General features: G+C 46.4%; 15 protein-coding genes. 7 read left to right on the top strand and 8 right to left on the bottom strand.

What is annotated here, in order from left to right; all coding sequences use genetic code 11:
* The first annotated feature begins 187 nt into the window (after positions 1-187).
* Positions 188-2,026, top strand: a complete 1,839-nt coding sequence (locus RIN81_RS08835; RefSeq protein WP_309089411.1) for a cation:proton antiporter — start codon at positions 188-190, stop codon at positions 2,024-2,026.
* 396 nt (positions 2,027-2,422) lie between these two features.
* On the opposite strand, the gene scpC is transcribed toward RIN81_RS08835, so the two are convergent.
* Positions 2,423-3,991 (bottom strand): succinyl-CoA:acetate CoA-transferase ScpC, encoded by a 1,569-nt coding sequence (gene scpC / locus RIN81_RS08830; protein WP_483863899.1) that lies wholly within the window; start codon positions 3,989-3,991, stop codon positions 2,423-2,425.
* A gap of 66 nt (positions 3,992-4,057) precedes the next feature.
* Complete coding sequence (locus RIN81_RS08825; RefSeq protein ID WP_309089368.1) at positions 4,058-4,708, bottom strand: LytTR family DNA-binding domain-containing protein; 651 nt, start codon at positions 4,706-4,708, stop codon at positions 4,058-4,060.
* Between the two features lie 64 nt (positions 4,709-4,772).
* Between RIN81_RS08825 and ybaK the strand changes: the two genes are divergently transcribed.
* Both ybaK and RIN81_RS08815 read left to right on the top strand, forming a co-directional pair.
* Positions 4,773-5,252, top strand: coding sequence for a Cys-tRNA(Pro) deacylase (ybaK, locus tag RIN81_RS08820; RefSeq protein ID WP_309089366.1), 480 nt, complete (start codon positions 4,773-4,775; stop codon positions 5,250-5,252).
* Between the two features lie 114 nt (positions 5,253-5,366).
* Entirely contained in the window at positions 5,367-5,654 is a 288-nt protein-coding gene (locus RIN81_RS08815) for a hypothetical protein (RefSeq protein WP_242232703.1), read from the top strand.
* 75 nt (positions 5,655-5,729) lie between these two features.
* Here RIN81_RS08815 and RIN81_RS08810 read toward each other — a convergent pair whose 3' ends face one another.
* The gene (locus RIN81_RS08810) at positions 5,730-6,533 is read right to left on the bottom strand and encodes an alpha/beta fold hydrolase (RefSeq protein ID WP_309089363.1); all 804 of its coding nucleotides are present in this window, start codon (positions 6,531-6,533) and stop codon (positions 5,730-5,732) included.
* 98 nt (positions 6,534-6,631) lie between these two features.
* Between RIN81_RS08810 and RIN81_RS08805 the strand changes: the two genes are divergently transcribed.
* Positions 6,632-6,763 (top strand): hypothetical protein, encoded by a 132-nt coding sequence (locus RIN81_RS08805; protein WP_255821852.1) that lies wholly within the window; start codon positions 6,632-6,634, stop codon positions 6,761-6,763.
* A gap of 4 nt (positions 6,764-6,767) precedes the next feature.
* Here RIN81_RS08805 and RIN81_RS08800 read toward each other — a convergent pair whose 3' ends face one another.
* The 3 genes from RIN81_RS08800 to RIN81_RS08790 form a co-directional block, all read right to left on the bottom strand.
* Positions 6,768-7,238 (bottom strand): helix-turn-helix transcriptional regulator, encoded by a 471-nt coding sequence (locus tag RIN81_RS08800; RefSeq protein WP_309089361.1) that lies wholly within the window; start codon positions 7,236-7,238, stop codon positions 6,768-6,770.
* Between the two features lie 556 nt (positions 7,239-7,794).
* A complete protein-coding gene (locus RIN81_RS08795; RefSeq protein ID WP_309089359.1) occupies positions 7,795-8,889 on the bottom strand; it encodes an AI-2E family transporter in 1,095 nt (364 codons plus the stop codon).
* 76 nt (positions 8,890-8,965) lie between these two features.
* Positions 8,966-10,303, bottom strand: coding sequence for a YjiH family protein (locus RIN81_RS08790; RefSeq protein WP_309089357.1), 1,338 nt, complete (start codon positions 10,301-10,303; stop codon positions 8,966-8,968).
* Between the two features lie 209 nt (positions 10,304-10,512).
* Between RIN81_RS08790 and RIN81_RS08785 the strand changes: the two genes are divergently transcribed.
* Both RIN81_RS08785 and ilvA read left to right on the top strand, forming a co-directional pair.
* Positions 10,513-11,385, top strand: coding sequence for an HAD family hydrolase (locus RIN81_RS08785; RefSeq protein ID WP_309089355.1), 873 nt, complete (start codon positions 10,513-10,515; stop codon positions 11,383-11,385).
* Between the two features lie 42 nt (positions 11,386-11,427).
* Positions 11,428-12,675, top strand: coding sequence for a threonine ammonia-lyase IlvA (ilvA, locus tag RIN81_RS08780; protein ID WP_309089353.1), 1,248 nt, complete (start codon positions 11,428-11,430; stop codon positions 12,673-12,675).
* Positions 12,676-12,709: 34 nt separating this feature from the next.
* On the opposite strand, the gene bshB2 is transcribed toward ilvA, so the two are convergent.
* Both bshB2 and RIN81_RS08770 read right to left on the bottom strand, forming a co-directional pair.
* A complete protein-coding gene (gene bshB2 / locus RIN81_RS08775; protein ID WP_309089351.1) occupies positions 12,710-13,426 on the bottom strand; it encodes a bacillithiol biosynthesis deacetylase BshB2 in 717 nt (238 codons plus the stop codon).
* 17 nt (positions 13,427-13,443) lie between these two features.
* A complete protein-coding gene (locus tag RIN81_RS08770; RefSeq protein ID WP_242232711.1) occupies positions 13,444-13,791 on the bottom strand; it encodes a YojF family protein in 348 nt (115 codons plus the stop codon).
* 122 nt (positions 13,792-13,913) lie between these two features.
* On the opposite strand from RIN81_RS08770, the gene RIN81_RS08765 reads away from it, so the two are divergent.
* Positions 13,914-14,465, top strand: a complete 552-nt coding sequence (locus RIN81_RS08765; RefSeq protein WP_309089349.1) for a nitroreductase family protein — start codon at positions 13,914-13,916, stop codon at positions 14,463-14,465.
* Positions 14,466-14,501: the final 36 nt, after the last annotated feature.

Raw genomic sequence — 14,501 nt, 5'->3', positions numbered from 1 at the left:
AAAGCTGTCCTGTTCAGGGCAGCTTTTTTACATTTACATGCGTACAATCAGGATTGCAGTCAGTGAATAATAAATATTTCGATTTTTTTTATTTTTAGCAGATGAGGGTATGCCCAGTTTCTCAGACGTGAAATATGGGAACAAACACGGTAGTATGGACAGAAACATGGGAAGAAAGGGAGATGTGATGTTTGATTCTCTGTTGTTTTATATAATGATCACACTTGTTGTTGGAATCGCGTCTCAATGGACAGCTTGGCGCTATAGGCTTCCGGCGATTGTGGTCATGTCGGTGGCAGGTCTTTTAATTGGACCGCTGGCCGGCTGGGTTAACCCGAAAGATGTGTTTGGCGATTTGTTTGGTCCTATTGTCTCCGCTGCGGTTGCCATTATTTTATTTGAAGGCAGCTTAAATCTTGATTTCCGCGAGGTTAAAACGGTTCGACAGCCGATTCGCAGGATCGTAACATTAGGCGCTTTTATCGCCTGGATCGCCGGCTCGCTGGCTGCGCATTATGTAGCCGGGCTGTCCCTGGCCGTTTCGTTTGTGATTGGCGGTTTGTTTATTGTCACAGGCCCGACTGTTATTCTTCCGCTTCTGCGCCAGGCGAAGCTGAAGCCGCGCACGTCCGCCATATTGAAATGGGAAGGGATCGTTGTAGACCCGTTTGGCGCTCTTCTTGCACTGTTTGCATTTGAACTTATTAAGTTTTTTACAGGAGAAGAAACAGCCGCTACGTTTATTAATTTCTTGTTCGGCTCCGCTTTTGCGGTTATATTGGGCGTAGTGTTTGGCCTTGGTCTTGGCAAAGCGCTTGAAAAAGGGCGTGTGCCAGAATACTTAAAGTCGCCGTCCGTATTTGTTGTCGTGATTGCCTGCTTTACGATTGCTGATGAAACGATGCATGAAACGGGACTGCTTGCGGTAACGGCGATGGGGATGGTAATGGCGAACATGCACATTTCTTCTATTAAAGACATGCGCCATTTCAAGGAAAACATATCTATCCTGCTTATTTCGACCATTTTTATTATGCTGACAGCGTCCCTGACAAGAGAAACGCTGATGCAGATTTTTGATTTCCGTATTATTGCTTTCGTACTGATCATGCTGTTTGTCGTTCGCCCGTTATCGATTTGGCTTTCTACAGTCGGGACGGATATGACAAATGGGGAAAAAACGCTGGTCGGCTGGATTGCGCCGCGCGGCATTGTGGCACTCACGGTGTCCGGCTACTTTGCCCAGTCGCTTTTTGAAGCAGGGTATGAGGATGCTTCACTGCTGACACCGCTCACGTTTGCCCTTGTGTTTTCTACTGTTGTAGCTCATGGGTTTTCAATCGGCTGGCTGGCTAGAAAGCTTCATTTGGCTTCAACCGATAAGCCGGGTGTCCTGCTTGTTGGCGGCAATACCTTTACGGCAAAGCTCGGTAAAACATTGCAGGATTTAAATATTCCCGTACTTGTGGCGGACGAATCATGGCAACGGCTTCACGCGGCACGGCAGGCTAATCTGCCGGTTTACCACGGTGAAATTTTATCGGAAAGCACCGAATATCATCTTGAACTGACGCCGTATGAGTACATGATTGCTGCAACGAGCGATGAGGCGTATAACGCACTCGTCTGCTCTACCTTTGTTCCGGAGATGGGCCGTGTGAATTTGTATCAAATTGCTTCAGGGCCGGAGCGGACAGAAACAGCGAAAGAATTCAATAAAACCGTGGGCGGAAAAGTGTTGTTTGATTCATCTGCCCATTACCAGGCGTTAACATCGCGGGCGGCTGATTATGTTTTTCGAAAAACAGAGCTGACGGAACGCTTCGGCTACGACAGCTATTTAAAAGAGCTGGATGAAAATACGCTGCTTTTGTTCCTGGTAAAGCCTTCCGGCAAGCTGGCTTTTTATACACGCGACGCCTCACCTCGGGGAGAAGCGGGAGATATCGTAGTAAGTTTAATGCCGCCTGTAAAGGAAATAGCGAAGGCAAAAGAAAAAATCGCGGAGCAGCGCCGCGGTCAGTAGAACGAAAAAAGCGGCCTTCACCGGGGCCGCTTTTTTCTGACAGTAAATCAGAGAGAGTATGGAATTGTATTTTATACATTGAGCCGCTTCAAGCGGCTTCATGTGTATAAGTATAAAATATTTTGAAAGTGCTTTCATTATAAAGCACACAAAACCGTATTTTTTTGACACAAAGCAGCAAATTTTTAACGTGAAGTAGAATTTTTAAACAGGAGAAAAAACGGACCGTTTTAGCGTAAGGATAAGCTGTATTTGTCCCACTTATAACGAAAAGAGGAGCTGCGTTAAAAACAGCTCCTTAAGGAAAAAATATATAGTTAACGTCATGCTGCTTTTAAAGAAAATCGTTTTGAGACAGGAGTCTGGAAGTCGTTTTCCAAAGCGGATAGACAGACGTTACGAAAGGGAAAGAGAACTTTGTTCAAGCATCGAGCCTGTCTCGGCGAGGCGGGTATGCCAGGAGAGCGCTTTTTCAAGCACATGCGGTGTTTGGCCGCCGCGCGATAGTGCTTCCTCATAATAACGTCTCAGCTGCTCTTTATAAGCTGGATGGGCACAATTTTCAATGATAACGAGCACTCGTTCACGCGGGGCGAGACCGCGCAAGTCGGCATAGCCTTGCTCTGTAACGATCACATCCACATCATGTTCTGTATGATCCACGTGTGAAACAAACGGAACGATACTGGAAACCGCGCCGCCTTTCGCGGTTGATTTTGTTACAAAAATAGCAGTCCGGCAGTTGCGGGCAAAATCGCCCGATCCGCCAATGCCATTCATCATCTTTGTGCCGAGTACATGGGTAGAGTTTACATTTCCATAAATGTCTGCTTCAAGAGCCGTATTAATCGATAACAAGCCAAGCCGGCGGATCAGCTCGGGATGATTAGAGATTTCCTGTGGACGAAGGACAAGCTTACCCTGATACCTTGCTAAGTTTGAATAAACATCCTGCATTTTTTCTTCTGAAAGAGTAATTGAACAGCCGGAAGCAAAGCGGATTTTACCACAGTCAAACAAATCGAATACGGCATCTTGCAGCACCTCTGAGTACACTTCCAAGTTTTCGAATTCCGATTCAATCAGTCCGTGCATTACTGCATTGGCAACCGAGCCAATGCCCGACTGAAGAGGAGCGAGTTCATTGGTCAGGCGTCCCGCTTTCACTTCCTCACGGAAAAAGGCAATTAAATGGTCTGCCATTTGTGCTGTCTCCGCATCTGGCGGCACAATCGTAGAGGGTGAGTCCTGAGCATTTGTTAAAACGATCCCTTTAATTTTTACTGGATCAACTCGAATACCGATTTCTCCAATACGCTCGTCTACCGATGTCAGCCTGATTGGTCCGCGTTTTCCCGGATCGTTCGGATTAAAAATATCGTGAAGGCCTTCGAGTTCTGCCGGCTGGGCGGTATTCAGCTCCACAATGACATTCTCCGCTCTATCAACAAATATAGATGAATTGCCGACAGAAGTTGCCGGGATAATGAGTCCGTCTTCTGTAATAGCGACTGCTTCCACAATGGCATAATCGACTGGTCCGAGAATCCCGCTGCGGATGGATTCGGCCGTATGGGATAAATGCTGGTCCACAAAAAGCAGATGCCCTTCATTGATTTCTTTTCGCATAACTGGGTCTGCCTGAAAGGGCAGGCGTTTATGAATAATCCCGGCTTCTGCCATCATTTTATCTAAGTCAAAGCCGAGAGAGGCACCGGTAAAAATATTGACTTTAAATGGGTCCGTCTTAGCTCGTTCTACAAGAGACATCGGTACGGCTTTTGCATCCCCCGCTCGTGTAAATCCGCTTAACCCCAATGTCATCCCGTCTTCAATCCAGGATGCCGCTTCATCGGCGCTCACAATCCTGTTTTTTAATTCCTCCATGCGAATACGTTCCTTCACTGTGATTCGACCCCCCCAAGTTGTTTTGGTAAGTGTATCAATATTTGAAAGGGCTTTCATTTTGTTTGTAACGAAAAACCGCAAACAAGACGCGAAGGAGAAATTTCGCGTCATGAAGCAAGTTTGTTAATAATTGAGCGATTTGCGGAAAGCACTCGTATATGTCTGGGTGACGGGAATTTTAGTGCGGTCTTTCATAATCAGCAAAAAAGTTGAATGCGAGTCGGGCTGAATTTCCTGAATAAAGTTCACGTTCACGATATAAGAGCGGTGCACACGGATAAAAGCATCATCCGGCAGCATAAATTCAAGCTCCGTTAAATTGAGTTTATGGTAGCCGCTGCCTGTCCGGGCCTGCACGCGGGTTTTACGTCCTTCAGATTCTAAATATATAACGTCACTGTACGGAATAGGATACCACCGGTCTTCCGCCTTGATCGTTAGTAGATTGCGTGAAATAGGCGATGGCTTGGCCGGATGGATGGTTGTGACGGCACCAGTGAGCACATGATTATTAAAAATCGGCACACTCATCGCATAGTAGGGAATACCATATACATCGCTGTCAATATACGTAGACACTTGATGTTTTTCTTCGATAGCCTGCTGGGTAACACTGCCCGGCTTGATCGGATCACCTACCCGAATATGCAAATCAATCAGGCGGCTCGGCTGGTAATAAATAAATGTTTCGTGATTTGACACGGCAACAGACGTATTCGGCGGAAAAAATTCTTTCATCACTTCCATTAAGCCGGAAACGGTCAGTTGGTCCATTTGCTCCACCTCTTCACATTGACTATAGTACAATAAGTGTACCATAGAAAAAGGGGGAAGCACGGTGGCAAAAGGAAAAACAAATGCAATGCGGCTGCTTGATGCAGCAGGCATTGAGTACGGGATGCACGAATACAATAACAAAGACGGGAAGATAGACGGGGTGTCCGTTGCCCATAAGATTCGCATTGAACCGGGGCGCGTTTTTAAAACACTGGTTACCGAAGGGGCAGGCGGCTTGTTCGTGTTTGTCGTGCCGGTCGAAGCGGAGCTTGATTTAAAGCGGGCGGCACGCGCGGCAGGTGAGAAAAAAGTTGATATGCTTCCCGTAAAAGAGATTCAAAAACAAACGGGATACATACGGGGAGGCTGTTCGCCGGTAGGAATGAAAAAGCTTTATCCAACTTTTATAGATACACAGGCGGAAGAATTTGAGTCTATTGTCGTGAGTGCGGGTCGGATCGGAGCGCAAATAGAATTGTCTCCTCGCGATCTGGCAGAGGTAGTAAACGCTTCCTTCTGTGAAATTGTGAACAATTCGTGAACGAAGTGTTACCAAATTGTATATAATGAGATTTTTTATGCGAATGCCGGTTCTTTTTCGAAAAAAAACGTCGTATACTAGTGCCATCAAAGAAACAGGAGTTGACCCATAACCATGATGGTCGTTGAAAATCTTCTTGATGTGAAAAGCTATTTTGCCGAAGAAGTAAAAGAGAACTATGTTGTACAGTATGAAAAAATGGCCAAGTCAGGTGCATTTTTCAAAGAGGGCGGATGGCATGAACTCGAAGAAGAAACAGCGGAATGTGTAAAAATATTGTGCCAGACAGGAGACGCGTGCTCCGTTACTCGAGTGAAAGAATATCCCGTAAATGCTGAAGCCACTGTGGATGCCGTGTTAGCGCGTATCCGTGAAGCACACAGCGATATTTTTAAAGGATAATATAGATAAATACATCGGTTTCCCTGTGAGGGAAGCCGTTTTTTTTCATAAAAAAGCAGCCTGGCAGAGGCTGCTTTACTGATAATGAAAAAAAGTACCGATCTTCTCGTCGACCAAAGGTGTTTCATGCAGGCCGCTATGATCAACGGTTGTGTCATAGAGGATGTCAAGCTGATATTGGTCTTTTGGGACAATGGCTTTTAAGCTGAGTGCACTTTGAAGCAGCGTTACCTGATCACCGGTTCCGGCAATGTTTAATACTCGTGTTTCCTTTGGGAACTGAGCATGGCTGGCAGTGATTTGAGCAAGAGCCGGCGAACCGGGCATAAGGTCGTATACCGCCTCACCTTCGTTTTGCGTAAACCATCGTCCGCCGGCTACGCCGTTAAAGGGGCTGCCAATCGTGACTAATTGGTCAACTGCCGGATGAAGCGCAGGGTCATATAAATCCTGCAAGAATTTTACCGATACAATGCCGCCCATTGAATGGCCGACTACCTTTATATGTTCAATACCGTATTCCTTCTTCAGCACCTGCATAGCCGCAGCTACTGCACGTGATGTATCCTCAAAGGAAGCCCGGTTGTTTTCCATAATTAATTGAATAAGTGCAGGCCGTTCTGTAGAAAAAGGACTTTCCCGGACGAGAAGCCTGCCAGTACGCGTGACATTCATGGTCAGTGCCCGCTCTCCCCAGCCTCTTTCCTCAAACCGGGCAATCATCGTATTAAAGGAGCGCGCGGTTCCTTTAAAGCCATGAACGAACAAAACCGGGTCGGTGAATTGGCTGTCTGACACTGCATGATTGCTTTTTTCAAGCGTTAAAAAGCTGGCGTAAATTAAAAGAGCCGCTGCTAAAAACAGTCCATACTTCCGCATAAACGGTCACTTCGCTTCCTTCAAAAGTAGTAATCCTTATTATATATAATTTCAACAGAAAGATACATAGCGGGATATAATGGAATTTAAAGGGGGAGATGGTCCTGAAAGAATGGGTCGGTCAATGTATCGTATGCGGCAAGGATATTTATTGTCTGGACGGATTTTTAAATGGGGTAAAAGAACAAGGAGAGCTGTTTTGCTTTGATTGTGAAGAGCAGGACGAATAAACGGTTATTCGTCCCCGGTTCTTTTCACGTGATTCTGGAAATGCTCTTCTGCTTCGGCTGCATCATATGTGCTGAAAAGCCGGTAATCTTCGGCATCCAGCACGCGGTAGTGGCCGCTGATGACATTTTGCTGAAGACGGATGCCTTTTTGACTGTTTAACTCACGCCACCAAACGCGGCCGCCCATTGTTTTTTCCTGGCCATTTGGCCGTGAGATCGTTTTGTGCGCAGCAAGCTCGGCTATTTCAACCGGGTCACCGCCGAGCGCAGACTGAAGGATATCGCTGTTCCGAAACAGCGCACATACCGCTGCCGCTGTTGTCCAGCCGGCAGTGGAGCGTTCTTTTTCAATTTGCACAAGTGTTTTTTTAGACAAGCCGATCACATGAGCCATTTTATCCTGTGTGTATCCGCGTTCTGTGCGGACCAGCTTTAATTTAGAGGAAACTATAGCTGTTATCGCTTCTTTGTTCACCGAACATCACTCCTTACGTGTAATTTTACACTTGGTTCGTACAGAAGTAAAAAAGAAAACCCCTTTTGTTCAAAAAGGGGTAGTGTGTAGACAAAGTCTTTCACTATTAAAAAAGAGCCGGTAAGTGAAACCTGCCGGACTTCGCGCATCCTAAGGCAGTGCGGGAGCTCCCTCGGCTGCGCCTGCGGGGTCTCCCGATGTACTTCACGCAGGAGTCTTCGTCCGGCAGGCTTCACTAATGGGTGTTGAAGAACCATAAGCAAGGACCGAATAAAAATTTTCTTTTTTTAAACAGAAAGACACGACCTTAGGAGCTCTATACCATCTTGTCGCAAGCCACTTGGCGGCGGGAGGGCGGCGCAGACTCCCATGGGAGCGCCCTGCCCCATGGAAAGCAGAGCTGCCTGGACGCCGCCGATCCATCCATTCACGTGCACGGTCATCCATGTAATTTGTCTACAGTCTGAACCCCTTTCGTTTAAAAAGGGTTTTCTTTTTATTATCCGGTCCGCATGCTAACAATAAAAACTGCCTCCGAAGAGACAGTTGTGTTGTATTAATCAATTTCTTTTCCAGCAGCTTCACGGATTTCTGTTCTTTTTTGATAAAGGTTAGACAGAATCGTTTTGACAACGCCGTAAAACGGAATGGCTAGAATAACGCCCCAGATGCCGGCGATGTTTCCTGCCGCCAAAATAACCGTGATAACGGTAAGCGGATGAACATCAAGCGCTTTGCCCATTACATTTGGTGAAATAAAGTTGCTTTCAATCTGCTGGGCAACGAGCATAATAATCGCTACGTACAAGGCCATCTGCGGCTCCTGCAGAAGAGCGATAAACATAGCCGGCACAACGGCCAAGTAAGGGCCGAGGAACGGGATCACATTTGTTATCATGCCGAACAGCGCCAATAGCAGGGCATAATTCAAATCGATAATTAAGTATCCAATTAGGAGCATCACACCGACAAGGAAGCTGACCAACAGCTGCCCTTGAATGTAAGAGCGAAGCGTCACATCCAAGTCATGCAGTGTTTTGCGGATCCATGTTCTTCGTTCTCCGCTGAAAAAGCCGGCAACAAACGGTGCAAACTTTTCATGATCCTTCAGCATGTATACAAGGAAGAATGGCGCCAGGATCAAAAGGAACAAGGCTTGGAAAAAGTTTTGAAGAAACGTTAACAGCCAGGAGCCGAATCCAACAGTCCATTCATTTATATTGTTAGAAACATTGCTGATCGTACTTTCAACAGATTCCTGCGCTTGAGGCGGCAGGTCATCCCGGTGACTGAGCAGGTAATCCACCCATTTTTCGCCTTCCTCGATCATTTGCGGTGTGTTTTTTGCTAAAGAACCGGCCTGTTCACCGATAACGGGCGCGATCATCGCATAAATCAGCCAGAATACGGCCGCGACCACAACAAGCACGAATGTAATAGAAGCCCAGCGCGGCAGCTTTCTTGCTTCAAGAAAGTGGAGGAGCGGCCTTGTTAAATAAAAAAGCACCCCGCCAATCAAAAGAGGCAGAAAAATTGTTTTGGCGATAATAATAAGAGGATTAAAGACATCATGAATTTGCTGAAACATAAAAATAATCAGCATCGCCAGTAAAATACCAATTCCTGTTTGGAACCAAAGTTTGTTTGTCAAAAAGAGACACTTCCTTTCTAGGCAACATATATCATTACCCGATTATACGAAAAAAAAGCCGGTAAGTTCCGGCTTTTTAAAAATAAAGGTGTGCAATTCCTGCAATAATCGGCAAAGAGATCAGCGTACGGATAATGAAGATAAGAAACAAATCTTTAAAAGAAACGGGAATTTTTGTCCCGAGAAGCAGTCCGCCTACCTCTGACATATAGATAAGCTGTGAGACAGATAGAGCTGCAACTACAAACCGTGTCAGCTCGCTTTGGATGCTTTCGCCTAGTATTGCTGGCAGAAACATATCGGCAAACCCGATCATAATCGTTTCAGATGCTTCTTTGGCGAATGGTATGTTTAAAAGCTCAAGCAGAGGAATAAACGGCAGGCCGAGCCATTGAAAAACGGGCGTTGATTCCGCAATAACCAGAGCTGTTGTACCGATCGCCATGACAATTGGGATAACACCGAGCCACATATCCAGCACATTTTTTACCCCATCAATTGCGGTTTCGGACAGCTTGCTTTGGCCGGCCCGCTTCACAGCCTGTTCATATCCATATGACAAAGAGGTATACCCGGATGGAATCGATTCATCATCAGCACGACGCGGTGTTCCATCTACAAAGGTATCGGGTTTTCTTGAAAGCGGCGGAATCCGCGGCATAATAATCGCGCAGGCAATTCCGGCTAAAACAACGGTTAAGTAAAAAGGAACAAAATACTGGTCCAGGCCGACCTGGCCGATGACGACAAGGCAAAAAGTAATCGAGACGACTGAAAACATGGTTCCAATAATGGCCGCTTCTTTTTTTGTGTAAAATCCTTCTTCATACTGCTTGCTTGTTAGCAAAACGCCAATCGTCCCGTCGCCAAGCCATGAAGCAAGTGCGTCTACTGAAGAGCGCCCAGGCAGCAAAAAGAGCGGCCGCATCACTTTCGTTAAGGAATAGCCGACAAATTCAAGCAAGCCAAAATTAAGCAGAAGAGGCAGGAGGATGCCTGCAAATAAAAAGACGGCAAACAGAACAGGCAGCAGGCTGAACAGAAGCGTTCCACCTGTTGCGTCCGACCAAATGGCTTGAGAACCAAGACGAAAATAAGTCAAAACTGAAAACACAGCGCCGGCCAGGCGGACAATCAGCCAAAACGGCGAAATATCAAAAAGAGCGGTCAAGAAAGCAGAATGGCGCACAAACGTCGGACGAACGAGTTTAACAACGACTGTCAACAAAGCAGACAACACAATCAGGACCATTACAATACTGGGAATGGCATCTCCAAGAGCATCCTGGAGCCAGGCTGACAAAACGGCAATCGGAATAGTCATGCCATCTTCCATTGACACGGGAGTCATAAACAATAAAATCCCAATTGCAGATGGAATCACAAACTGCAAGAGGGAACCAAATTTACGCATATATAAATCCTTTCTTCGTATAAAGATTCAACATGTGCAATTTTAATTCATTCTATTTTAAAAATCTATGCTTCAGAACATATTCATAAAATACAGAATCTTGATTGCGCTTACAATACTTGCACTGTATACTCCCGGTATTTTTCCGGATTCCGAACTATTTTCATGTTAAAATAGGAAAGAATGAAATGAAAAAGAAGGTGACCCGAATGATTACAAGCATCGCAACAGATATGGACGGAACGCTATTAAACGGGAACATGGAAGTGAGTGAAGAAAACCGAGCCGCCATGAAAAAAGCGCAGGAGCTTGGGATCGAAGTCATTGTTGCAACAGGGCGTTCTTACAAAGAAGCCCGCTTTGCACTAGAAGGAACCGGGATCGAGTGCCCGATTATTGCAGTGAACGGAGCGGAAGTGCGGGATGCAGGGGGCGAAATCATTCAATTTACGGCGATTGAAGATGATTTGGCATACGATTTATACCGCCGCTTAAAAGATGTCGGTGTTTATTTTGAAGTGTATACGAATCAAGCAACGTACACAGACGACGCAGAAAAAGCGGTAGAGCTGTTGATTGATATTGTTCTTTCCGCACATCCAGACGCAAATATAGAAGACATTCGTGAACGCGCTAAGCTGCGGATCGAGCACGGCCTTGCTAAACAAGTGAATGATTACGAAGAAATCATTCGTGACACGAGCCAGCACATTTATAAATTTTTCGTGTTTTCAACAGACCGCGAGCTGCTGCAGCGGGCGGCGGACCGTCTCGAGGGGGTTGACGGAATAGCTGTCAGCTCATCTGGGAACGAAAACCTTGAAATTACTAATGACCAGGCTCAAAAAGGCATTACGCTTGAGAATTACTTGACTTCTAAAGGACTCTCGCTCGAAGATGCGCTCGCTGTGGGAGACAACTATAATGACCTGTCTATGCTTGAGAGAGTCGGATATTCATATGCGATGGGCAACGCAGACGCCAATATTAAAAAAGCAGCCCGGTTTGAGACGTCCCGTAATGAAGAAAGCGGAGTGGCCAAGGCGATTGAAGATGCACTGGAACGAAGTGCGGTCAAATGATAAAATAATTCATACAATTCGCAATAAGAAGGAGAATTCACCGTGTCTAAAGTATCAGTAGAAGAAATCGTCGTGGCAAACCAGGTGCTTAAAGACGTGGTTACCAAGACACCGCTTCAAAAAAATGAACTTTTATCAGCCCGTTACGGCTGTAACGTGTATTTAAAGCGTGAAGATTTACAGATTGTCCGCTCCTTTAAGCTGCGCGGCGCGTATAACTTTATCCGGAGCTTGACGGAGGAAGAGCGGGCAAAAGGCGTAGTATGCGCAAGTGCCGGCAACCATGCGCAGGGCGTTGCGTATTCCTGCCTTGCCCTCGGCATTGAAGGGAAGATCTTTATGCCGTCCACAACACCACGTCAAAAAGTATCGCAGGTGAAACGGTTCGGTGGAGATAAAGTATCGGTTGTGCTGACAGGAGATACGTTTGATGATTCATATGCTGCAGCAATGGCCTACTGCACAGAAGAAGAAAAAATGTTTGTTCATCCATTCGATGATTATCGGACGATTGCCGGGCAGGGAACCGTGGCGGTTGAGATCTTGAACGATATGCAAGAACCTATTGATTACATGTTTTGTTCCATTGGCGGTGGCGGCCTTGCAGCCGGTGTCGGCTCATATTTAAAAGGCATCAGCCCATCCACGAAGCTGATTGGCGTTGAGCCGGCGGGAGCAGCTGGCATGAAAGCTTCCTTGAACAGCGGACAGGTAACCCGTCTGGACACGATCGATCCGTTTGTCGACGGGGCGGCCGTTAAACAAGTCGGTGACCTGACAATGGATATTTGCATGGATGTGCTCGACGGTATTTCCGTGATTCCAGAAGGCAAAGTGTGCACGACGATCTTGCAGCTGTATAATGAAAATGCAGTCGTAGCAGAGCCGGCAGGAGCGCTGTCTGTTGCTGCCCTTGATTTTTATAAAGACGAGATCAAAGGAAAGAACGTGGTTTGTGTGATCAGCGGCGGCAATAACGATATTGAGCGCATGCAGGAGATCAAAGAACGTTCGCTCATTTATGAAGGGTTAAAACATTACTTTATCGTCACTTTTCCGCAGCGTGCCGGGGCACTCCGCAAGTTTATGGATCAGGTGCTGGGTGAATACGACGATATTACCCGCTTTGAATATACAAAGCGCACCAATCGTGATGAAGGACCTGTTCTGGTCGGTATTGAGCTGAAACATAAAGAGGACTATGCGCCGCTTGTTAAGCGGATGGAGGAAAATGGCTTCCCTTATATGGAAATCAATAGTGATCCTCTCTTGTTTAACCTGCTTATTTAAACGAGCATTAAAAAAGCTGGTCTGCAAATGCAGATCAGCTTTTTATTTCGGTTACTTTGTCTTTTTCATCGAATGTATATGTCCAAAAATGCTCGTAGTTAAACCGGTCATGCAGCTCGCTTCCTTCTTCGGCGACGCTTGCTTCCAGATCTTTCAGCATCCAGATGGTCTGGGAAATATGAGCTTTCATGGCTTCTAGTTTTTTATCATACACGTGTCGGATGTCGTAACGGATATCAGCCGGCCCGATTTCTTCAAGCGTGTTATTCGCAAAGGCCACACAGTGAAGCTTCGGCCGTTTGCTCTCTTCCATCGCGCGCACCGCCCGTACAACCGCACGTGCGGTTGCTTCATGGTCCGGGTGAACAGAGTAGCCCGGATAAAACGTAATAATCAGGGAAGGATTCAGCTCATCAATCAAATCCGTGACGAGGTTCATCATTTTTTGATCATCTTCAAACTCTAACGTTTTATCACGAAGGCCCATCATACGCAAATCCTGAATGCCGATGGCTTCGGCTGCTTTTTGCAGCTCTGCCTTGCGGACATCTGGAAGAGACTCGCGATTAGCAAAAGGAGGATTGCCAAGATTGCGGCCCATTTCGCCGAGTGTTAAGCAGGCATAAGTGACCGGTGTTTTTCGTCCAGTATGAACAGCGATCGTACCGGAGACACCAAATGCTTCATCATCCGGGTGAGGAAAGATGACAAGGACGTGGCGCTCCTGTTCAATTTCCATTGTTTTGGTCATCGTCTTCAGTCCTTTCGTTACTTAAACGGCGTCGTGCCCAGCTGCAGAGCGACTGCCAGTTTTCCATCAAAATCATGTCCAGCCATCAGTAAGTGCCCATTTTCATCAAACCCATAATGAGTTAATCCTTCTGCGTAGACCCAGCCAATTGCAAGCTTCAGCCCAACACGAAACGGCCCATCGCCGACAATTTTGCCGTGTTCATATGTAAGCTTCGCATTGCGGATATACGCACCCGCAGAGAAAAACTTTTCATTAAAATGTGATGCGTAAGCACCGTTTGTCGTTTCCATGTGAAGGTATACTTCCTGGCCGGCAAACGTATTAATAAGCTCCTGTACCTTTTCAGGTAAAATCGGTTCCATGTCCGTTGCCCTCCCGTCGAATTTCGTTCTTGCCCTATTGTACTAAAAAATAGTTCGAATGGCGAAAATCCCGCTTTTTCAGTATGATGGAAAAAGAAATCTAATAGATAGAGGTGGTACATATGCTGAAAAATATTATTCGTGAACGCCGTTCCATCAAGAAATTTAACGGCAAGCCTGTAGCGCTTTCCGATGTTACGGCTGTATTAGAGGACGCAGTGTGGGCGCCGAATCATGGCTGCCGCGAGCCATGGCGGTTTGTTGTTGCAGCTGAAGAGGGACTCCAAGCGATGCGGGAGACGCTGAAAGAATGTACGATCCCAAAATGGAATGTGCTTCCGGAGGAAGAGCTAAGGAAAAAAACAGCCGGCTTCGCACTGCCTGGCGCTTTTGTATTTGTCATTGTGCCGGAGGATCCGCGCCAAAAAGAACGGCTGGAAGATTTCTCGGCTGCAAGCGCACTTATTCAAAACGCCCAGCTGCTTGCCTGGGAGCAGGGCATCGGCACATGCTGGAAAACACCAGTCTGGCTGGATGCGCCAAAGTTTCGTGAAGCGCTTGGTGTAAAGCCGGGCGAGAGGATTTTGGCCTTGCTGCAATTCGGCTATTACGACGAATTGCCGCAAGCAAAAGAACGGATGCCGGTTCAAGAGAAAATTACGTATTTTAAATAAAAAGAAAATCCCGTCCAAGCAGGCGGGATTTTCTTA

The sequence above is a fragment of the Domibacillus sp. genome (assembly GCF_031181085.1).
GTDB lineage: Bacteria > Bacillota > Bacilli > Bacillales > Domibacillaceae > Domibacillus.
This window is presented reverse-complemented; position numbering and strand designations above follow the sequence as displayed.